The following is a 22,349-nucleotide window of genomic DNA, read 5'->3' as shown; positions in this document are numbered from 1 at the left end:
TGGATCTGTTGGTGCTGGATCCGTTGGTGTTGGATCCGTTGGTGTTGGATCCGTTGGTGTTGGATCCGTTGGTGTTGGATCCGTTGGTGTTGGATCCGTTGGTGTTGGATCCGTTGGTGTTGGATCCGTTGGTGTTGGATCCGTTGGTGTTGGATCCGTTGGTGTTGGATCCGTTGGTGTTGGATCCGTTGGTGTTGGATTCGTTGGTGCAGGATCTGTAGGTGTTGGGTCCGTTGGCGTCGGAGCTGGTGGCGTCGGAGCTGGTGGCGTCGGAGCTGGTGGCGTCGGAGCAGGTGGCGTCGGAGCAGGTGGCGTCACGACCGGTGTAGCGTTCTCACCCACAATCGTCACCACAATCTCTGTCACGACCGGCGTGCCCGGTTTACCGTTGATAAATGCAGGTAACCCGTCATCAACCGTGTTTGCTCCCAAACCCAAACCATGATCTGAACTGACAACGGTAAGGCTGGACGTGGTCGTCTGCCCCTGAGTCAGTGCAGTGAAATCGCCATTGGTTTCAAACTGCCAGTTGCCATCAGCAGTTATACGGAAAATACCTCCGTTACTGCCGGTCACTGCCGTATTCAGGCCTTGGCCGATATGATCTCGGATACCGCTAATACTGAGTTCTGACTGACCACGCAAGGCATTTACATCCGGACCGGCCGCCAGCACTACTACATCATTACCCGGCAGCACACTGTTCGGATCTGAATCGTTTGTAAATACGTTACCCGTAATCGGACTTGCAGCATTCTCTGTGGTATGACCTGTGTCATCCAAAGCGGTGAGCGGCGTGTTATCTACAAAAATGGTAAAGGTCTGTATACCGGTCTTGCCCGTCTCAGCTTCACGTGCAACAACCACCACATTGTAGTGATCCACACCTGACTCAGCATTAATACGAGCACCCTCAACAACACGGATTACCCCGTTTTCATCGATTGTGAAGCGACCATCGGCACTGTCTGTCAGCTCAAATGTCAGCGCCTGGCGAGGCGTGGTGGGAACCACGGTAATACCTACCAATGAATTATCCGCTGCATTCTCGTTAACTGCACCATAACCACTTGGGTTGGAGCCACGGTTGTTCTGCGTACTATCAGTGTCCGTCAGCTCAAATGCCACAGTATCGTCCATACCAACAACAGTGATGATAATCTCGCTCACCACCGGTTGGCCGGGCTTACTATCGATGAAGTCCGGCATGGTATCGGCGATAATACGGTCTTCGCCCCACTCCAGACCCTGATCACTGACTAAAACAGAAATACGCGTTTCGCGGGTAACCCCCACCGCCAAGTCGTCAAAGTCACCGTTGTGCGTAAAGGTCCAGTTGCCGTTATGATCAACACGAAACAGGCCTCCATTGCTACCTGAAATCGACTGATCAATGCCATCACCACCAATGCGGCTGGCATCGGATAAGGTCAGCTCAGGGCTACTGCTGATACTCTCCACAGAGGAACCTGCTGCCCAGACAACCACATCATCTCCCAGCAACGTGCTGTTAGCATCGCTATCATTGCTGAACACATTTCCGGACAGGGGTGTAGTCGCATTGGCATTCGTCTGACCGTGATCATCTGCGGCATTCAGCGTTGCGTTATCAAGGAAAATAATAAAGGTATCGGTTGAGATAAGACCGGTATTAGCTTCCGTTGCCGTGACACGCACCTGATAGTGGTTGGCACCATCTTCGGCATTCAGCAACGCACCGTTTTTAACGCTAATCTCGCCGCTACTAGTATCAATATCAAAACGACCACCCGCATCATCCGTCATATCAAACGTTAGCGGTTGCCGTGAATCAGTTGCGCCCACGGTAATCCCCACCAGCGCACCATTCGCGGCGCCTTCGGTGATAGCACCATAACCATGCGGATTGCTACCCCGGTCATTATGGGCAGAATCTTTATCAACCAGCTGAAAATCCTGAGTATTCAGGGTGCCGGTAACGGTAACAATGATCTCTGTAGCAACTGGTGTACCGGGAAGGTCACCATTAAGATAAGCAGGCAATCTATCTTTAGCCGAATCGGGTAACCCTACCCCCCAGGCAAAACCGATATCGGCCACTAATACGGTAATCCGTGTCTCTTTTGTCTCACCCGGCGATAAATCTGCAAACTCTCCGTTGTGCTCGAACGTCCAACTGCCGTCAGCTTTTACAAGGAAGCGTCCGCCTTCACTGCCACTCAGAGCCGAGTCGATGCCGTTATTAAATTGAGGCACTATATCCCATATATACAGGTCACTTTGCCCTCTCAGGCTATCAAATTCTGGCCCCGCTCCGAGCACAATAACATCCGATCCGGGCAATACACTGTTCGGATCCTGATCGTTGCTAAACACATTCCCGTTAAACGGGCTGGTCGCATTTGCCAGCACATTCGCTTGATCATTACTCGCCTGAAGATTGGCATTCTCCAAACTAATGTTAAACGTATGCAGACTGCTCCGTCCGCTACCTTCCTCGGTTGCTGTCACCTGAATTTGATATTCTGATGTACCATCTTCCGCGTTAATTTTTGACGCGTCATCTACCGTCACCACTCCCGTTTGGGGATCTATCATAAAACGCCCATCTGCGGTATCGGTCAGCGCATATGTCAGCGTTCTCGACGGTTGATTCGGCTGCACACGGAGCTCAACCTCGGTACCGTGAACATCTCCTTCTGTCACCGTACCCGTGCTAGGGCTTGAATCGATATCGATAAGGGAGAACTCAACATCGGTATTTAACAATACGACTGTCAACATCGTCTCTACCGGTGGGGTTTCCCCCCCCGACATGCGTACCCGAATACTGTATTCACCCGGCGCAGGCAGAGGCTCACGTATCACATTTAATGTATTGCCATCGATGCTAAATCGGTTGTTGGCGGTATCACCCGCCCCATCTACTAACTCAAAGCTGAACAGGCCATCACCACCTGCGATAGAACTCAGATTACCCACCGCATTATCTGACTGAGCCAGGTCCAACCGATTGTTATTCAGGCTGATATCATCCGGGGCAACAACCGTCACACTCAGAATGCTTTCAACGGGCTCAGGTTGTCCCGGGAATATATTTTCTTTAGTCAATACTCGGGCTGTGGTTACTCTTGATTCACCCGGTTGCAGATCGTTAAAGTCATCACCAAGACGGAAAGTCCACTCTCCCTGACGGTTTATCGAAAACGCTCCACCATCAGAGCCCGCCGTTGGTTCATGTAGCTTCAATGTCTCTACTCCGAAGCCAATATACAAGTCATCGGAGAGATTAGTACTACCAGGATCGCTATCATTGTCGCGTATATTGCCTTTCAGGACAGTGGCCTGATTACTGACCGTGTGCGTATCGTCGTTAATCGTAGGAGCCAGATTCCGCACTTCAATATCAAATGTGCGGTAAGCACTATTGTCTGGATTGTTCTTATCGGTGGCTTTGACCACGACGAATTGGGTAGTGCCTGCTTCAGCATTGAGAGTTGCCCCAGCTTTAACACGAATCACACCATCCGCATCAATACTGAATAGCTCGTGTTCATGCTCTGCACTTAGTCCATCAAACGGAATAGAGATGCTCTGATAAAGCGTGTAGGTCAGCTCACCGTTAAAGATACTATTGACAGTAATTCCTACCCCAGTCTCACTACTGTAATCGCCTTCTACCACCGACCCTTGTATGGATTTAGCCTTATCATCAAAGGCGGCATCACGATCACCTGTGATATAAGGCACCGCCGGATCAATTGCCGTCACATTAAAGACTTTACCCATAGAGCCAGTGCCATCTGACACTTCTATATAGAGGCGATATACAGTACCGACCGTTAAGGTAGCCGCGCCTTTTACCTGCAATTGATCGCCATCAATCTCAAAGAGCGCATTGTCTGGGTTTTCAGCACTCTCCGCCAAACTGAAGGTTAATTCGTCCTGTTCACTATCAACATCAATACCGGTCAGAGTGCCAACAAGCGGTGAGCCAGCCGCTATATCAACATAGTCTTTGTCCAACTTCAGATCGGTAGGCGCATCAGCCTCACCGGTTACTGTCACATTCAGAGTACTGGTGGCCGTATCACCTACTGCATTGCTGACGGTGATATCCACAGAGGTCACCCGACTTTCACCAACATTCAGATCTTCGAACTCATTCGACGAAGTAAACTGCCAGAGACCATCCCCGGAAACGACAAAATGGCCTCCGTTATTACCATCCACACCCTGACCAACATTATCATTCTGATCATTGACAGCCAGAACCGTTAACGGGCCTCCGAGCTGGTTTTTTGACGGATCGTTATCCAATACATTGAGATCAAACGCGCTATAACCTGCGATGACCTCTGCCGTGTCATCCGCAACACTCAGGGTGGGCACAACACCAATCACAAACGAGGATGTGGCAACATCACCACCCACCTCCGCCTGTACAATAACGGTGTGAGTAGAGATACCCGCAGCATCAAACACCGCATTTTCAGCAACGGCGATCACCCCACTCTGATCAATGACAAAACGATTATCCGCATCCTCCAGCAAGCTATAATTGATCGTTGGGTTCTCATCCAGCAGATAATCGACTTGTACCTGAATTCCTACAGCACTACCGGCCGCAGCACCTTCTTTGACCAGTCCGTTATAACTGCCGTCAGTGGCATCATGTGCAGCATCACTGTCACCGGTGATCGTCAGAACCGCCGTATCTGTCACTCGCAACGTAAAACTCTGGATATACGCCAGACCATTCGTATCGCTTACCTGGATATGGACGGTTTTATTACCCGTCCCAATCGCTTTATCGACCAGCTCCAGCTCAGTACCATTGATGCGGAAGAAACGGTTATCCGCTGCATCAGACTCTTTTTCTACCAGCGTAAAGCTATGGCTATCGCCGGTATCCGGGTCTGTTGCGCTAAGATCGCCCAGCACCAGGTTATCGCTATCAAGCGCCACGGTAGTGCCGGTCAGCATGATTGCTGTCGGCACATCATTTTCACCGTTAACGGTGACCGTCAGGCGACTCTCCGCCGTACTCCCCCGGCTATCACTTATCTCGACCGTCACGGAAGTTTCCAGACTATCGCCAACCTGCATGGCATTAAATGCCGCATCAGGGGAGAAGCTCCATGTACCATCAGCTTGTACGGTGAATAGACCGCCGTGACTGCCAGCAATCGCAGTATCCAGATTATCCACGCTTCCGTTCACAGCCCGGACCCTCAGCTGTTCCCGCGTTTCACCCGGATTATCATCATTGCTTAACACCTGTCCGGTTACCGGTGAGGTGTTATCTTCAACAGTCACGTCAACATCATCCACAGCGACTGGGGGTGCATCTTTCACCGCGATTCTGAAGGCTTGGTCCGCACTGTTGTTATAAACATCGGTTGCCCTGACCATCACATCATAGAAAGCATCACTCAGCAGAATTGTCGCGCCCTGCTTCACACTGATCACACCGCTGGCACCATCAATAACAAAACGGCCGCTGGCATCATCCGTCAATGAGTAGCTGATTTGACTACTATCCGTTGCCGATGCGGTAATACCCACCGTGCCTTCAGTTGCGCCATCATGGACAACACCTTGTATAGTTTCACTCTCATTACCGGCCGAATCACTGTCCGCAGGGGTGGCAAAGGTCGGGGCACCGTCATCCGCAATCACAATGGTGAATTCCTCGATGACACGGGCACGACCGCTATCGCGAGCTTCCAGCGTGAGGGTGTAAGAACCCGGAGCCAGGCTGACTCCCTCTTTCACAAGCAGCTGATTGTCAACCACCTCAAAGCTGCTGCTGTTATCCCGGCTGACTTTGATGGTGGGAGTATCGCCTTCATCAACATCGTCGACGGTCAGGTCGCCTACAACACGGTTTACCGACGACAGTGTATATTCAGGGCTGCTGAGCTGCAGATTCGTTGGGGCATCATTACGGCCCAACACAGTGATCGTCAGAGTGCTGGTACTGAGTTGCCCCATCGAATCAAGCACTGTGACGTCGATAGTAGTATTAAGACTTTCGTTCTGTCGTATCTTGTTCAACTCAGCGGTTGGATCAAAGGTCCAGCTTCCATCACCATTGATGGTGAACACACCGCCCTGACTGCCTGCAACAGGCTGACCCAGATTCTCTGCACTACCTGCTACCTGTGCGACGGTCATCGCACTGTTATCACCACCTACATCGCGGTCGTTACGCAGCACATCACCACTGAGGGTATAACCCTGATTACCACGCGCCGTATCATCTCGTGCCGAGATTTCTACCGAGATCAGGTAGTCCTGTGAAGCGGTATTGCCCCCCATATCAGTCGCGACCACAGTGATGGTATAGCTTGAATCACTTGCGCTGATCAAACCTGCATCTTTAACGGAAACAACGCCGGTATCCGCATCGATCTGGAAGCGATCACCGCCACCACTTAAGCTGAACTTCACTGCGCCCTGATCATCACGATCCATCTGTACGGTAATGCCAACCTCTTCGCCAGCGGCCATACCCGGAATAACGCGCCCGCTAAAGCTACCGCTATTACCCATACGATCACTGTCACCATTAAACTCAGGTGCAACGGTATCGACCTCAATGGAGATATTGTAGTCACGGGTTGCCGTGTTTCCGGCCGGATCGGTCGCGACCACCGTGATGGTATAACTGCTGTCGCTGGCACTAATTAGAGATACGTCTCTTACCGTCACGACACCGGTGGTTTCATCAATCTGGAAGCAGTCACCACCGGTACTCAGACTAAAAGTCACGTTCTCCTGATCCGCCCGATCCATTTTGACGGTGATGCCCACTTTATCGCCATTGGCCATGCCCATGACAAAGCGGCCATTAACACCACTTCCGTCCCCTATGGAGTCACTATCACCACTAAACTTAGGTGCGACTGTATCGACCACGGACAGCGTTACGACTTGCTCAATGGTATAGAGTCCTGCCTCATCTCCACTGGTTAAGGCCGCACGAACCCGAACGGTAATATCGCCCAACGGCAGGCCGGCAGCATCGTTCTGGATCCTCAGGTATCCTCTACTTTCTAAGGTAAACAGATCATTGCTATCACTTCCGTCCCCATCCACTAAGGTATACCCGTAACGCTGACCTGACAGCGCATTCGGTACACTCAGACGCGCTACCATTGAATTGCGACGCAGGGACTGATCAACATCGGTATTTTCCAGTGCCAATTCAGGGGCTTCCGCGGTTATGCCGGATACCGTGACTTCCAGCGTGGTTTCACCCCCTTCACCAGAGCTATCCTCAACCCGCAACGTCACACGGGTGGTCTGTGTCTCGTCATCCAGCAGCGTGTCGAAATCACCATTGGCATTAAAGCGCCAGCTCCCATCGGTAGTGATGGTAAAGAGGCCACCATGACTACCGGCAACAGCCTGACCCACTTTCGTGGAATCACCACTAATGCTGACCACATTCAGATCCGCACCAGCAGCACTGCCTGGATCGATATCGTTGGTCAACACATTACCCGTTACGTTACTGGCACGCTCAGTGGCCGTGCCTGTGTCATCCACCAACTGAGGAGCAACATTTGTTACAGCAATTCTGACGGAAAAGGTCGCTGCATTGCTGTGGGCGTCCGTTGCAACGACAGTAAGGGAGTGTACTTCAGAGGCTTCAAAGTTAACCAGAGCACCACTGGCAACGGCAATCACGCCGGTCGATGGATCGATTTCAAACAGGTTGCTGCTAACTCCCTGCAGGGAGTAGGTAATGTCTGCAATATCACTCGCATCGATATCAATGCCAACTTCGGTGCCTGCTGTAGCCCCTTCAGCGACAGAACCATGAATCATGTCTGCGCCGCTGCCGAAATTGTCAGTATTAACCGTATCCTGAATAGACGTTGGTGCCACATCATCGGATAGTGTCAAAGTCACCACCTGCGTACGGGTGTAGATCTCAGTACCGCTGGCCTCTACCTGTAAACGCAGTGACAGACTGCCCTGTGCAATCAAGCCCGCATCGTTCACGATCAGTTGGTTATCCACCACATTGAACAGATCATTGTGGGTATCACCTGTACCCGCTACCAGAGAATAGGTATAGGTTGCGCCATCAGCCTCTGTATACGGTGTCAGCAGCGCAACCTGTGTGTTCTGACCATCGGACTGGTTGAGTGCACTGTTGCTTGAGCGAATATAGATAGGTTCTTCAACGTTAAAGGTGAACGTATAAGCTGCAGACTCTTTACTGCCATCGCTCACTTTGAAACTGAAGTTAGAATACGCTGGACCAAACCCATTTTCTGCAGCAGTGTATTTTAGTTTACCCGCGATGATATCTGCTTGGGTGACGCTGATCAGCGAGGTTACCGTAGAACCGTTAAATGTCAGTTCGCCCGGTGATGGCAGGGATTTAAGGACAACCGCATCCAGTGTATCGCCATCAATATCTGTGAAACTAAAGTCGTTAACCTCGAAGACGTACTCACCGGCACCGTTAAACGAAACCGTGTTATCCGCCGAGTCTGGTGCCGTCGAAGGCCCTTTATTCTCAACCGTATCAAACTCATACGCAGTCTGTGCCTGTAGTACATCTGTACCTCCTCCGGTATAGAACAGGTTAAAGCTCATCACACAGACGCCTGTTGGTTCTGACACTAAATAGCTAGAATCAATGGCAAGCTGCTGGTTCTGCCCAGCTGTCCCTGTAAACGTAGTTGTTTCAACGCTTACAACATTGCCTGTGTCTTTATCAGATAACTGCGTTTCAAGCCGATAACTACCCGATGTCGAAATATTGAGATCTAATGCGCTGGTAAAGTTTGCAGTCGATTCATTGATCACTACAGCTGATAATTTAGCCTCTGAGAATGCGCCATGCTCTTTCGCTCCCCCGTTGATCAATATCTGTCCCCAATCGACTTGAGCCTGCCATGGATTGAGCCCTTCTTTAGCACTATTGATCGTTATCTGGATATCGTTTGCGCCATTCCTAACTAAACCCGAGTTAACCTCAAAGGTTGTCGTACTCCAGACGCCATTTGCCCCAGTCAAACGCCCAAGCTCAGTACCATTTAAATAAACTTTATCAAGTTCACCTTGTTCCTCATCAATATCATTGGCGTGGATGGCAAGATGTATTGAACTCACGTCCGTTGGCAATTCACCCACATCAATCTGAAAATCGATCGGATCATTACCTTCCGTATGCACCCTATCTAAATCAGGGGATGTGGTAGTCACATACGTTGCACCGGTCAGTAGCCCATCATAAGTAAGCTCCAATATAGAGGCTTCAATATCTCCCGTGCGGGACTCCAGTTGCCAGTCACCACCCAATGTTTCTGCGCCGGTCAGATCATCAGAAGCCGCGACATCCGCTCCGGTGAGAGCCGCAATACTGGCCAGCAAGCTTTGGCCATCGGTGCTGGCGCTCAGGTTGCAGCCATATAACAGCAGGTCGCCATCTGCATTGAGGGCATTGCCAATCTTCGCAAGCGCATCAGCATGTTGATTCACCGTTTCGGCGGTCAGCTTATCCGCGCCCAACTGAAACAGGTTATCGCTACCGTGGCTCAGAATATGAATAGATTCGAGATCGTTGAAGTTCTGAAGAGATTCAGCCAGACGTGCCAGTCCATTTTCACCCGCAGGGATGACCAGCACGCTGTAATTGTCGGGGATCTGCTGCAGCAAGGTGTCATAACTTTCCACCCCCTGATCAACCACAACCAGGTTGGTACGGTCACGCTCTGCCGGTGGAACCAGCGCAGCCAGATTGTCCAGCAAGGCGTCATCCTGCGTGTCAGTCGCATTGATGATCACTTCAGGTGCCGCCGCCTGTGCAGCGGTATCTACAGCCGCCGCATCAAACATAATGCGCTGTTCAAGCGCTCGGAACAAAGGCTTGCGGGCGAGGACCCCGGATACTGCAGTTTCGTCCTGTTTCTTCATCATCTTCAGTTCCCTTTATAAGCATCGATATCCGTAAACAGCAGACGTGGCTGGTCCACAGAGCAATGAAGCCCTAACAACACTTATTCAATCTTGAAATCTTAATTCGAAGTTTTGCAGGAAGAGCGAGAAGAATACTCAGACGTGTAAAACAAGCAGTCCCTGCACGTTACATTCCTAACAAGTCATTGCTGTCGGCTATTAAATGACAGAGACTCGCCATCAGTACGGCTCATCAGTCAATTTTTCGGTTTGCGTAGAAAACGTCTCAACTCGCCTGAGCACGCGATATTGAAAATCACCGAAAGTCAGAATTACGTCAAATATAACGTAACCCATGTGTCAAAATTTAACCTATCATAATGAATTAGAGGTTACTTTTATACTTCAGTTTTTGAGTAATGGATCTATTTATAATTGACTGATCGATCACTTACTTCTGGTATTTAAAAATAACGAGCTATAACGATGACCAACCTTTTTATGAACACCATTCATATTTCCAAATAACCCTTTAATTTAAATCCAATAGAACTATAAATAAATGTAGATAGCTGACCATATACCGTTGCATATACAGCAATATTGAATGAAGGTTTATAAACGGTTCTGTTTTCTCACCGCTCCCGGCGTTTGTCCGGTCACCGAACGAAATGCCTTACGGAAGGCAACCTCTGAGCTATATCCGCAAGCCTCGGCAATTTTCGCAATCGAATCATCCGTGCTACTAAGAAGGTCACTGGCTTCACGCATTCGCCATTCAGCAAGATAACGCATCGGTGTTTTTCCCGCGAGATCTCGAAAGCGTTCTGAGAACACAGAGCGGCTCATCCCTATCTCTCGCGCCAAGCGCTCAACACTCCAATCCTGTGCCGGTTGTTGATGGATAAGTGATAACGCCTGTCCGATCTGCGGATCAAACAACGCAGCCAGAACACCTTGCGCAAAGCCTTGCTCAATCTGGCTACGCAGAACATGCACAAACAGGGCCGCTGATAGCTGATCCACTACCGCTTTGCTTCCAGCATGCCCTTGCTGAAGCTCGCTAATCATCAGTTGCATCAAACTATAGGTCTGGCCAAGGCGATGGGTATCGGTCAGATCCAGCACAATCACCTTCGGCAAACTATCCAACAAAGGCCATAAGCTTTGGCTGGCGAACTCGAAACTGCCACAAGCCAACGTCGTCATCGGCAACGCCGGATCCGGCTCAGGTATCTGGTTATACACTACCTGCGCTGGTAGCGACTCTTGGTTACACAGCTGATGTGCATGATCGTGGGGAAAAATCACCAGATCACCTGCGGTTAACAGACGCGGGGCTTCCTCCGGCATATGCAGCCAACTCTTACCTCGTTCTACCAGATGAAATGGCACCTTACGGCTACCGGAGGTATCCACCGCCCAGGTACCACAAAAATCTGCATGGACATACACCTCCGCTTTTAGACGTAAGCGCTGCAAAATCAGACTTAGAGCATCATTACCGGGCAAGTTCATAAAGACCCCACATTCAGACGAATAGCTATATATTATGGATTTTTAGGCATAGTTCGTCTCAACCCTAACGTTTAAAGTTGATCTCGTAAACATCAACACGGCTTAGGAGCTCAACATGAAACTGCTTAAACCCTTCTTACTCATGGTCTCTCTTGTAACCGCTCTGTTTGTCGCACCTTTTGCGGCGGCAGGCACACCGGAAACGCGCGAAGACGGCGTCACCGTTATTCATTTGGATCAGTACAACGGTTATTTTTCCGCAGAGGAGACCATTGCGGGTCTTAAAGCGGGAGAGTATGAATTTGTGATCACCAATAAATCAGGCAAGCTGGTTGGTTTCCAAATTCAGAACTTTAAAAGCCATGAAACATTGGACATGTTTCCACTGGAACCCGGCCAGCAGCGCACCAGTCGCGTTACGATTACCGAAGACGGTGTACGTTACCGCTGCCCGATTAATCCAACACCGTGGTATGACTTGGATAATGTAAAAGCCGCGTCCTAAAAACGATTTGGTTTCGTTAAATGAATTGAAAAGTGTGGTTGCTGAAACAACCACACTTTTCACATATATAGAACAATAGATAGAGGATATACCGAGTGTTCTGATAGGCTGTCAGATAATCTGCACTAAAGGAAAGAGCGTGATCAACGTAAATGTTTGTTCCAGATGTATCGCTAAACGCGCTGATGGCCTGAGCCGTGCAAGTGAAGCGATGTGGATATCCGCACTCGAGTATGTAATCGCAGAAAGGCTTGGGACTATTGATGAGCAAGACGGCATCATTACCGTTTATACCGGTGATAACCCAGAACAGATATTAATGTGTAATGAGGTCGGTTTTGATATTGAAGACACACTCTTGGAAACCGTTATTCTGAAACGCTTTAAAACTCACAAAGCAGTAAGTCTCAATTAATTACCCTATTTTCAAGTCAGGTATTTAAAAGATACGTTCGTCGATAGAAGCTCAACCTATTCAAGCATTGAACTCCCGCTACCCCGGTTTAACCCAAAATAGACAATACCTTAAGGTATCACTCAGGGTCAGATTTAGACTTACCCTCTTTAGTATCTTTCTTCAGACGGTATGCCAGAGCAGGCCGCGACAACCCCAGTAAACGAGCGGCGTGCGCTACATTGCCGTTGGCCTTGCACATCGCTTTATTGATCAGTGTACTCTCTACCATATCCAGACCAATACCTGATTCCACCAGATCGTTCGCCCAGTCTTCACTCTGAATACTGCTGGCAATACGTTGTTGCTGTTGTTTGTTCAGACTTCGCCCGCCACCGCTGCTCGGTGGTTCGGGGCTGACAAAGAGATCAAACACGTTAATCGCATTGTTATTATCCGCCAGGATCACACCCCGCTCGATCATATTCTCCAGCTCACGGACATTGCCCGGCCACTGATGGTATTTGAGCATCAGCATCGCTTTGTCGGAGATACCTTTGATCTTTTTGCCGTACTGGGCGGAATATTTCTTCAGGAAATGATCCGCCAGCAGTGGAATATCTTCCACTCGTTCACGCAGCGGCGGGATCGTGATCGGATAGACATTCAGGCGATAGTAGAGATCCGCGCGAAAGCGCCCCTCTTCAACCGCTTTTTCGAGATTCTCGTTGGTGGCTGCCACCAGACGGATATCCACCTTATGCACTTCGCTACCGCCCACCCGTACCACTTCAGCTTCCTGCAACACACGAAGTAACGAGGCTTGCGCCTGCAATGACAATTCACCCACTTCATCAAGGAAAAGCGTACCACCACAGGCACGTTCAAAGTGTCCGGCACGGGAATGGTTAGCACCGGTATAGGCACCCGCTTCCACACCAAACAGTTCTGACTCGATCAGGCTGGCGGGAATGGCTGCGCAGTTGATCGCCACAAAGGGGGTATCCGCCCGGTCACTGCAATGATGTAAACCGCGGGCAAACATCTCTTTGCCCACCCCGGTTTCACCAAGCAACAACACGGTAATCTGGCTGTTGGCGGCTTTTTCCACCATCGTCCAGGCGTATTGAAAACGTTCTGAAACACCCACGGAGCCGCAGGCTTGAGCTGATTCACCCTGACCTTCGATCTTTTTCTGCAGGCCAACGATCCGGTCCTGCAGGTCCAGCATCTGGTCTTTGATATTCAGTGGCTCAAAGTACTGAGCATCCAGCTGATAATCATCCCACTCTTCGGCAGGTTTACCGATAATGACGCAACGATTGCCACCATGACTGGCTTTGCATTCCACCTCACGGTAGATAATCTCGCGTCCCATAAAATGGCTGGTGTAACCGCTGGCGAAACCGATCAGGTGCCAGCAGATGGGTTCATCGGTTTCACCGAAGTCTTCTACAAATGAATCGGATTCAACACTGCCCAAGATTTCAAACTCACCGTAAAACTCGCCGCTATCCAGATCCATATCCAGCGCCAACACATTCACCGATGCCATACCGGTAACCATCGTCAGCTGTGGGCCGATCACAAACGCATCTTTATCAGATGTCGACGGGTGTATTTTACGGGCCAGGTCGGCCATCTTGTAGCCGCCCAGATAACCGATACGGGTCAAGACTCCGCGGGCTCCATTCAGCCCTAATGTTTCAATCATCACCCGCCGCATATCGCTGAATACGGTGGCATCCAGCAGTAACATCTGGCTTTCGTCCAGCCAGATGTGGCCGGTCTCTTCATCAAAATGGATACGTTTAAGCAGATCACTGTAGTCAGGTAACGGCGTCTGACTACTCACCTGTGGCTTCAACATAAAACTACTGCCTCACTGCGTGCTTTTTTATTGTTGTTCTTCAGCATTCGGCTTTACACCGATGGAGAATCATCTGTTCATATGGTTGAACTTTACACCAAATAGTAGACCGCTTGTTCAAGAAAGAACAATCGGCCCAAAGACTCTATTTGTGGTTACTTATCAGCCAGTATAGTACCGACCCTACCGCCTATCCCATGCAATTTCAATTGAACTTGCATGGGTAATTAAATGATAAATGTTTTGCTCACCTACAAAGTGATGATTTCATCACTAATGCCCTTTCAAAACTTAGGCCATATCAATAACCAATTGAAAACAAACAACTATTTCGAGTTGGCATTCTGTTTGCCCTTGTAATTACAGGATTATGCGAGACCCGAGTGGCATCGCTAACAACCTGAATACCTCAGTAAACACAATAAAAACCAGGTAGGTAGATCTATGAGTAGTCGTATTTTGCCAGAGTTTGATCTGCTGGTGCCCACAAGCACATCGGAAGCAATCAACCTGTTGGCGCACTACCAGAATCGCGCAGAGCTGATTTCCGGAGGCACCGATTTAGTGGTGGCAATGAAGGTGCGTCACCAGTCAGAAGTGTTGATTTCCATGTCTGAAGTGGGTGGACTCGATTACATCGATTTTAACCGTGACAGCGGTCTGCACATTGGTGCACGCGCCACTGTGGCACAGATTCTTGAAACCCCGGAAATTCAGACCTTATACCCGGCGCTGTGGCAGGCAGCCTGGGTTTTCGCCACCCCTCAGATCCGTACCGCCGCAACCGTCGTGGGTAATGTTTTACGCGGCAGCCCGGCAGGCGATTGCAGCTGTGCCCTGATGGCACTGGGTGCACGCGTTATTCTGCAAAGTCAGAACGGTAAACGTGAAGTGCCAATCGAAGACTTCTGGACCGGTTACAACCAGAACGCCCGTCAGTCTGATGAGTTAGTTGTCGAGATCATCGTTGATGCTCCACAACAGCAAACCGGTTCAGCTTTCCGTCGTATGACCCGCGTAAACGAAGACCTGGCCAAGCTGAATGGCGCCGTACGCCTCGATATGGACGGTAATGTCTGTCGTGCTGCACGCATGGCCATGGGTTGTGTCGGTCCGACCACCCTGCGTTTGCCAAAAGCCGAACAGTTACTGATCGGCGAAGAGATCACCCCGGAACTGCTGGCCCACGTAGCCGATATAGTACCGACTGAGATCTCCCCCATTGACGACAAACGCTCCACCGCCGAGTACCGCCTGATGGTCTCCGGTGTAGTGATGAAACGTCTGATCGAACAAGCCGCTACGGCCGCCCAGTAAGGGATAGAGGGAGAAATCATGAAAGAACGTGCAATCCAACTCACCATCAACGGCACTGCGATGAATCTCACCGTGCCGGTGCATCAAACCCTGCTGGACACCCTGCGTGAGCAGCTCGGCTTTACCGATACTAAATACGGCTGTGGTACCGGCGAATGCGGTGCATGCACCGTGATCGTGGATGACAAAGACAGTCTCTGCTCCTGCATGGCGCTGGCCGCCACCATGAACGGCCGCTCCATCACCACCTCTGCCGGTCTGGCATTTGATGGCCTCAATGCGGTGCAGCAAGCCTTTATCGATCAGACCGCCGTTCAGTGTGGTTACTGCACACCGGGCATGGTGGTGAAAAGCACCAGTTTGCTGCGTAAAAACCCGAATCCAACCGAAGAAGAGATCCGCAAGGAGCTTGAAGGCAACATCTGCCGCTGCACCGGTTACGACAGCATTGTTAAAGCCGTACAGCAAGCCGCAAAGAGCTTCCCTGAAACGGATGCCAAGTGGGACAACGCAGTTGAAGTAAAAGCGGGGGTGAACGCATGAGCCAGTTTGCAGTGATCGGAAAAAATGTACCTAAAGTTGATGCCTACGAGAAAGTCACCGGCCAGCCGATTTATGCCGCTGACCTAAAGATGCAGGGCATGCTGTACGGCAAGATCGTCCGTTGTATGGATTATGCCCACGCCCGCGTAACGCGACTGGACTTCAGCGAAGCGCTGAAACTGCCGGGCGTAGTGAAAGTACTCGGTCCCGAGGATGTGACACAGAACACGTACAACACCGGCGCGTGCGACGAGATGGTGTCGGACAAAGTGGGCGACCTGCTGGGCGATCTGAAGGATCAGACCATCTTCACCCGTCATGTCCGTCACCAGGGCGATGCAATATGCGGCGTAATCGCTACCTCAGAAGAGATAGCCGAACGTGCCGCTGCCAAGGTGATTGTGGAGTACGAACCGCTGAACGTGTTTATGACACCAAGTGAAGCAGAAGCGGACGGCGTCTTGCAGCTGCACCCGGATAAGCCGAACAACCAGGCATTCCAGCTTCCGGAAGCGATGTTCCCGGGTAACAGCTACGGCTGGGGTGACGCAGACGATGCAATGAAAGAGGCGGATCTGATTGTTGAGGACAGTTTTTACGTCAACAAACAGAAACAGTGCCAGATGGAGCCGCATGCCTATATTGCACAAGTGGATGGCCGTGGTCGTCTGAACTGCTGGAGCAGCGGTCAGATGCCGAAGATTACTCATCTGAAGATTGCGCGTCTGTTTGACCTGCCGATGTCCAAGGTGAAGATCCATTCCACCACCATCGGCGGCGGCTTTGGTGCCCGCTTGGGGATCATCTCCGAGCCGGAAACCTGTGCCATGGCGCTGGCAGTACCAGGGCGTCCGGTGAAGGTTCAAACGCTGCGTGAGGAGGACTGGATCATCTCCGAAAGCCGTCACGCCGGTGATTACTGGATGCGCCTGGGTTTCAAGAAAGACGGTACTCCTGTTGCCTGTCAGGCTCGTTTTAAAGCCAATACCGGTGCCTACTTTACCCACGCATCCGGCGTCCCGTTCACCACGGGTGCATGGCTGAGTGGTATGTATAAATTTGGCGCACTGGGTTATCAGGGTGAGTCTTACTTCTCTAACCAGGCCCCGGCCGGTGCGTATCGTGGTTACGGCAATCCACAGACCAATTTCGTACTGGAACAGCTGATCGACCGTGCGCTGAATAAACTCGAAATCGATCCGGTTCAGTGGCGTCTCGACTGGCACAAAGGGGTGGGCGACGACGGCTGGTGCTTCGGCGTGAAATATCCATCCTGTCAGCTGAGCGAATGTCTGCGTCAGGGTGCTGACGCGATCGAATGGAACAAGAAGTCTGATGAACTGAAAAACCAGACCGGCGTGAAACGTCGCGGTATCGGTGTGTCAGTGATGAACCACACCTCCGGTGCTACGCCGATGCTGCTGGAGCACACCGTCTGCACGGTGATGATGAACGAAGACGGCAGCGCTGTAGTCTCTGTGGCGTGTTCCGATCTGGGTCAGGGCTCTCACACCGTGTTGCAGCAGATCGCCGCTGAAGCATTGGGACTGGAGATGGACGAAGTCCACCTGAAAACCGGTGATTCCGATGCCAACGGTTTCGATATCGGCTCCCATGCCAGCCGCACCACGTATGTGGGTGGTAACGCCATCATGGAAGCCTGTGATGATGTGAAGAAGCAGTTGCTGGAACGGGCGACGCGTCACCTCGACACCACTGTGGATAATCTGGAGTTTGCAGGCAAAACCATTTTTGCCAAGAACAACCCGGAGAACAGCATCACCGTTGCGAAGATCTGTCACTTGGGTGTGTATAACTACATGGACCCGGAAACCGGCGAACCGGAAGGCGCTCCCGGCCAGATTTTTGGTTTCTCCAGCCATTTCTCCAAGCACAACTCACCACCGTTTGGCGCCTGTTTTGTAGAAGTTGAGATCGACACTGAAACCGGTGAGATCGATCTGTTGGAACTGGTCCATACCCACGACATCGGTCGTACCTTACACCCAGCAATGGCCGAAGGTCAGATGGTGGGTGGGGCACAGCAAGGTATCGGTATGGCCCTGACCGAAGAGATCTATTACGACGAGCAGGGTCTGGCACTGAACAGCAGCTTCACTGACTACAAAATGTACGGTTCGTCCGACATGCCGAAGATGAAGGTGATTCTGGTGGAAGATCCCGATCCACACGGGCCTTACGGTGCCAAAAGTGTCGGCGAAGCCGGCCTGACCAGCCCGGTTGGCGCGATTGCGAACGCCGTTTACAACGCGTTGGGTATTCAGTTCAAGGAAGCACCAATCACCCCAGAGAAAGTGCTGAAAGCGATCAAAGAAAACGGACTCAGCTTTAGCTGATCCACTCTCTGAGCACGCCGGATTGGTGTCCATCACAGAAACCAATCCGGCACCTGATGTCCACAGGAGATCGCAATGAATACAAACGTTGAAGCGCTGCAACACTTCCACAACCCACTGGGCGAACAACCCTACCCGGTACTGGAAGCGTTGATCACGTCGGTGAAAGGCTCTGCGCCAACACAACCCGGTGATTCGATGCTGTTGCTCAGCAACGGGCGCTGGCTCGGCAGTGTGGGCGGTGGCAATCTGGAATGGAAACTGATGCAGGCCGGACAGCTGAGCTGGTGGCGCTGGCAGGAAACGGGACAGTTGCCTTCAGCCAGCACCATGACGATAGATCATGGCTTAGGTTGCCATACCGATCAGTGCTGCGGTGGTCGTGTGGAAGCCCGTTTGGTGATGGTGCCTCCGACACTGAAGGCCCTGATGAACGAACAGGCACAACGCATCTATCAGATCGACACCGAAGACCGTTTACAGCTTGTCGGAGGATTCACCGCAGGTAAACAGTCGCTGGGCGACACCTCTGGCTGGCAGCCGCAGGTCATCAACGGAGGCAAAAGTGAACGTCTGACCGCGGGTGCCGATCGCACCTTGCTGCGTAACGCCAAAGACGCGCCTCAATTGTGGATCTTTGGTGCCGGTCATATCGCACGCGCACTGGCCCCGCTTGCGAGCGCCTTGGATTTTCGCGTCAGTGTATTTGACGGTCGTCCTCAATGGGCTGACCCGGCGGCGTTTCCAGATGAGGTTAACGTACGCCCTTCCGCATTCGCTGACACCTTGGATCAGGCCGATCACAACACCACGGTGTTGATCATGACCCACAGCCACAAGCTCGATTACGAACTGCTGCAACAGATGAGCGGTTGGAATCTGGCCTATCTGGGTGTTATCGGCAGTAAAACCAAAGCCACCCGTTTTCGCCATCGTCTCGACAATGAAGGGATCGATGACAGCCACGTACATATGCCGATTGGCTTACCGGACATGGGCAAAGCGCCGATGGCGGTTGCCGTTAGCTGCATGGCGGAGCTGCTGCAACTCCGTGAACGTCAGCAGTTATCCACAGCACCTGATATGCATCATGAGGCATCGGCATGAGTACCGCCATTATTCTGGCCGGTGGCCGCTCCAGCCGTAGTGGTCGCATCCATAAAGGACTGCGCACACTGAATTGTGCGGGGCAGCCTATCAGCTGGCTGGAGTATCAGATCCAACAGCTACGCCGTGCCGGCTTCAACCGGATTGTATTGGCCACCGGGTTTCGTCCACGTCCGCTGTTAAATAAGGCAGCAGGGGTTCAGCAGACGCATAACCCCAATCCGGCACGCGGGCCGTTCAGCACCCTGCAGCAGGCACTAAAAGGGTTTATCAGCCAACAGACGTTGCTGGTACCACTGGACAATCCCGTCCCGGCACCCGCTGTGCTGTTCCGGATTCGCCGCGCACTGCAAAACAAACGTATTGCCAAACCTTGTTACCAAGGCCGTGGCGGGCATCCACTGTTACTCAGTAAAACGGTGGTAAAGCACTTATTAAAAGTTGATCCGGCAGCGGCAGATGCACGTCTGGATCATCAGCTCAGACGATTCGCGCACACAGATATTGCGCGAGTTGGCGTGACCACACCGCTGGTACGTACTAATCTCAACAACCAACGCCAGTGGACGCGATACAAAAGCGTCAAACAGGGGACTTAATCTGTAGTCATTTTTTAACACTCTAAAAGTCACCCAACAGGTTCAACACAGCTTTTAGAATTACCCAAGAGATATTGACGATGGCATCTATAAAAACAAACAAGCTCATCGCCTTATCGGTTAAACCAGGTTTGCTGATTTCAGCACTGAGCCTGTCGTTAGCCGGTTGCGAAGCACCGCTAAACCTTGAGAAGGTGGAGCAGGAGTTATCCAAATCCATCCGCCGCACCGACCAGTTTCAAAGCATGGCCAGCAACGATCAGGTGATGGTTGTAGTGGGGAATAACGGACTGGTACTGACCAGCCCGATCAATGAGCAGCAATGGCAACGCCAGACGCTGAACAACAAACCTGCGTTGGTGGATGTGACACAGTGTCCGGACCAAAGCTTCGTCGCCCTGAGTCTGGATAAAACACTCTGGCGCAGCAGCGATAACGGCAGCAGCTGGCACTCCAGTCCCATCGATACACAAGAAGACGTGCTCGCACTGACCTGTGCACCCGACAACAGCATCTGGGTCGTCGGCAGCTTTTCTACCATTCTTAACTCCAGTGATCAGGGCACAAGCTGGAATACCTTCAGCCTGAATGAAGACGCCCTGCTCACCGGTATTCAGTTTGTGGATAACAATACGGTGATCGCCACCGGTGAATTTGGAGTTGTGGCCAAAAGTGAGAACGGCGGTCAGGACTGGAATCCTCCGGAATATATCCCCAACGATTTCTATACACAGGGTGCAGTATTCACATCGACCACCACTGGCTGGGTCGGCGGTCTGAGTGGTCAGATTCTACACACCACTGATGGCGGTATGAGCTGGCAACAACAAACCACTCCAACCGAATCGCCTATTTATGGTTTTCAACAGGCTGACTCTCAGCTGTTCGCCTTCGGTGATCACAATACCGTATTGACGCTTAACGGTGATCAGTGGCAACGCGTGGAAACCCACGGCAAACCGGTCTACCTGCGCGCGGCAACGCAACTCAGCAACAACGAACTGCTGATTGCGGGCGGTTCCGGTTCTCTTTTCACGCTGGATATCTCTTCCGGCGCTACCCAACTGTCACAGAAGTAAGGGGTTGGTCTGATGGATAAAAAGTCTGCAGACGCTCACAAGGCGACGCACTTTCTACATAATCTGGATGAGTCGGTATTCCGTCGTCCTAAAACGATTCTGGGCATCATTCTGGCGATTACGTTGTTCTTCGCCTATCAGATCCCCAGCGTCAAGATGTACTCCGACTTTGCGGACCTGTTGCCGCAGAGCCATCCGTATATCGAGCTGCACAACGAGATAAAGTCCTCCTTTGGCGGCGCCAACGTGATCATCGTTGGGGTCGAGGTGGAAGAGGGCGACATCTTCAGCAATGAAGCCTTAGCCAAAATCCACCGCATGACGCTGGCGGTCGACAGTCTGCCGGGGATCAACCATAACCTTGTATCGAGTGTGACCCACCGTAACTCGCGTAAGGTGTGGATGACGCCGGAAGGTAACGTCAACTCCAAGTCCTATTACGATCCGCAGGGCGGGGAGATGGACGCCGACGCACTGGAGAAGTTGCGCGGTGATGTGACCGCCGATCCACGGGTCTACGGGCCGCTGGTGTCGCCGGATATGAAGATGGCGCTGATCAAGGCGCAGCTCAACGAAGGTCAGCTGGACTATGAGAAGACCTTTGATGAGATCCAGAAGATGCGCGCCGATGAAGCCGTTACCGGGATCAAGATTCATGTGACCGGTCAGCCGATGCTGGTGGGCTGGGCATATCAGTATCTGGATCAGATCATTGAGATCTTCCTGTTTACCGCACTGATCATGATCGCGCTGCTGATCTTCTACTTCCGTAAAGCCTACGGGGTCCTGATTCCGCTGGGTGCGGTCATTGTCTCCTCGATCTGGGGCATCGGCATCATCTCCCTGTTCGGGTATAACCTCGACCCGCTGGGTCTGGTCATTCCATTCCTGATCTCAGCCCGCGCCATGTCGCACGGTATCCAGATCGTGGAGCGGTATTATCTGGAGCTGAACGACCACGCTGACCATCATCTGGCCGCGCGTACCACCTTCGAGAGTTTGTTCCGTCCGGGTAGTTTAGGTGTCGTTTCCGATGCGATCGGTCTGTTGCTGATTGCGATCGGTTCGATTCCACTCAACACCAAGCTGGCGCACTACGCCTCCCTGTGGGCACTGACCATCATCATTACCGTGTTGCTGGCGGTACCGCTGCTGTT

12 protein-coding genes are annotated in these 22,349 nt (G+C 51.6%); 9 read left to right on the top strand and 3 right to left on the bottom strand.

The window, feature by feature from the left end:
• Nucleotides 1-9,924: DUF4347 domain-containing protein (locus tag IOQ59_RS20925; RefSeq protein WP_193955430.1), on the bottom strand; the 9,924-nt coding region annotated here is incomplete at its 3' end.
• 594 nt (nt 9,925-10,518) lie between these two features.
• Nucleotides 10,519-11,421, bottom strand: a complete 903-nt coding sequence (locus tag IOQ59_RS20920; protein WP_193955429.1) for an AraC family transcriptional regulator — start codon at nt 11,419-11,421, stop codon at nt 10,519-10,521.
• Between the two features lie 115 nt (nt 11,422-11,536).
• Between IOQ59_RS20920 and IOQ59_RS20915 the strand changes: the two genes are divergently transcribed.
• Both IOQ59_RS20915 and IOQ59_RS20910 read left to right on the top strand, forming a co-directional pair.
• Entirely contained in the window at nt 11,537-11,926 is a 390-nt protein-coding gene (locus IOQ59_RS20915) for a hypothetical protein (RefSeq protein WP_193955428.1), read from the top strand.
• A gap of 139 nt (nt 11,927-12,065) precedes the next feature.
• Nucleotides 12,066-12,341 (top strand): hypothetical protein, encoded by a 276-nt coding sequence (locus IOQ59_RS20910; protein WP_193955427.1) that lies wholly within the window; start codon nt 12,066-12,068, stop codon nt 12,339-12,341.
• 118 nt (nt 12,342-12,459) lie between these two features.
• On the opposite strand, the gene IOQ59_RS20905 is transcribed toward IOQ59_RS20910, so the two are convergent.
• A complete protein-coding gene (locus tag IOQ59_RS20905) occupies nt 12,460-14,190 on the bottom strand; it encodes a sigma-54-dependent Fis family transcriptional regulator (RefSeq protein WP_193955426.1) in 1,731 nt (576 codons plus the stop codon).
• Between the two features lie 444 nt (nt 14,191-14,634).
• Here IOQ59_RS20905 and IOQ59_RS20900 point away from each other — a divergent pair, with 444 nt between their 5' ends.
• The 7 genes from IOQ59_RS20900 to IOQ59_RS20870 form a co-directional block, all read left to right on the top strand.
• Entirely contained in the window at nt 14,635-15,507 is an 873-nt protein-coding gene (locus IOQ59_RS20900; RefSeq protein WP_228051075.1) for an FAD binding domain-containing protein, read from the top strand.
• 18 nt (nt 15,508-15,525) lie between these two features.
• Nucleotides 15,526-16,050: a (2Fe-2S)-binding protein gene (locus tag IOQ59_RS20895; RefSeq protein WP_193955425.1), complete on the top strand. Its 525-nt coding sequence runs from the start codon at nt 15,526-15,528 to the stop codon at nt 16,048-16,050.
• Nucleotides 16,047-18,407: a xanthine dehydrogenase family protein molybdopterin-binding subunit gene (locus IOQ59_RS20890; protein ID WP_193955424.1), complete on the top strand. Its 2,361-nt coding sequence runs from the start codon at nt 16,047-16,049 to the stop codon at nt 18,405-18,407. Before IOQ59_RS20895 ends, IOQ59_RS20890 begins: the two co-directional genes overlap by 4 nt.
• 75 nt (nt 18,408-18,482) lie before the next feature.
• The gene (locus tag IOQ59_RS20885; protein WP_193955423.1) at nt 18,483-19,514 is read left to right on the top strand and encodes an XdhC family protein; all 1,032 of its coding nucleotides are present in this window, start codon (nt 18,483-18,485) and stop codon (nt 19,512-19,514) included.
• Nucleotides 19,511-20,113: a nucleotidyltransferase family protein gene (locus IOQ59_RS20880; RefSeq protein WP_193955422.1), complete on the top strand. Its 603-nt coding sequence runs from the start codon at nt 19,511-19,513 to the stop codon at nt 20,111-20,113. Before IOQ59_RS20885 ends, IOQ59_RS20880 begins: the two co-directional genes overlap by 4 nt.
• An 80-nt stretch (nt 20,114-20,193) precedes the next feature.
• On the top strand, nt 20,194-21,192 hold the full coding sequence (locus tag IOQ59_RS20875; protein WP_193955421.1) for a WD40/YVTN/BNR-like repeat-containing protein: 999 nt from the start codon (nt 20,194-20,196) through the stop codon (nt 21,190-21,192).
• Nucleotides 21,193-21,204: 12 nt separating this feature from the next.
• A partial coding sequence (locus tag IOQ59_RS20870; RefSeq protein WP_193955420.1) for an efflux RND transporter permease subunit occupies nt 21,205-22,349 on the top strand: 1,145 nt, incomplete at its 3' end.

The organism is Pontibacterium sinense, from assembly GCF_015209595.1.
Taxonomy (GTDB): domain Bacteria; phylum Pseudomonadota; class Gammaproteobacteria; order Pseudomonadales; family Balneatricaceae; genus Pontibacterium; species Pontibacterium sinense.
The sequence above is the reverse complement of the archived record's forward strand: the minus strand, read 5'-3'. Positions and strand labels throughout refer to the sequence as shown.

Coding starts and splice junctions, on each gene's coding strand:
- IOQ59_RS20895 (WP_193955425.1), top strand. CDS start 15,526: ATGAAAGAACGTGCAATCCAACTCACCATCAACGGCACTGCGATGAAT.
- IOQ59_RS20900 (WP_228051075.1), top strand. CDS start 14,635: ATGAGTAGTCGTATTTTGCCAGAGTTTGATCTGCTGGTGCCCACAAGC.
- IOQ59_RS20885 (WP_193955423.1), top strand. CDS start 18,483: ATGAATACAAACGTTGAAGCGCTGCAACACTTCCACAACCCACTGGGC.
- IOQ59_RS20880 (WP_193955422.1), top strand. CDS start 19,511: ATGAGTACCGCCATTATTCTGGCCGGTGGCCGCTCCAGCCGTAGTGGT.
- IOQ59_RS20875 (WP_193955421.1), top strand. CDS start 20,194: ATGGCATCTATAAAAACAAACAAGCTCATCGCCTTATCGGTTAAACCA.
- IOQ59_RS20920 (WP_193955429.1), bottom strand. CDS start 11,421: ATGAACTTGCCCGGTAATGATGCTCTAAGTCTGATTTTGCAGCGCTTA.
- IOQ59_RS20905 (WP_193955426.1), bottom strand. CDS start 14,190: ATGTTGAAGCCACAGGTGAGTAGTCAGACGCCGTTACCTGACTACAGT.
- IOQ59_RS20890 (WP_193955424.1), top strand. CDS start 16,047: ATGAGCCAGTTTGCAGTGATCGGAAAAAATGTACCTAAAGTTGATGCC.
- IOQ59_RS20915 (WP_193955428.1), top strand. CDS start 11,537: ATGAAACTGCTTAAACCCTTCTTACTCATGGTCTCTCTTGTAACCGCT.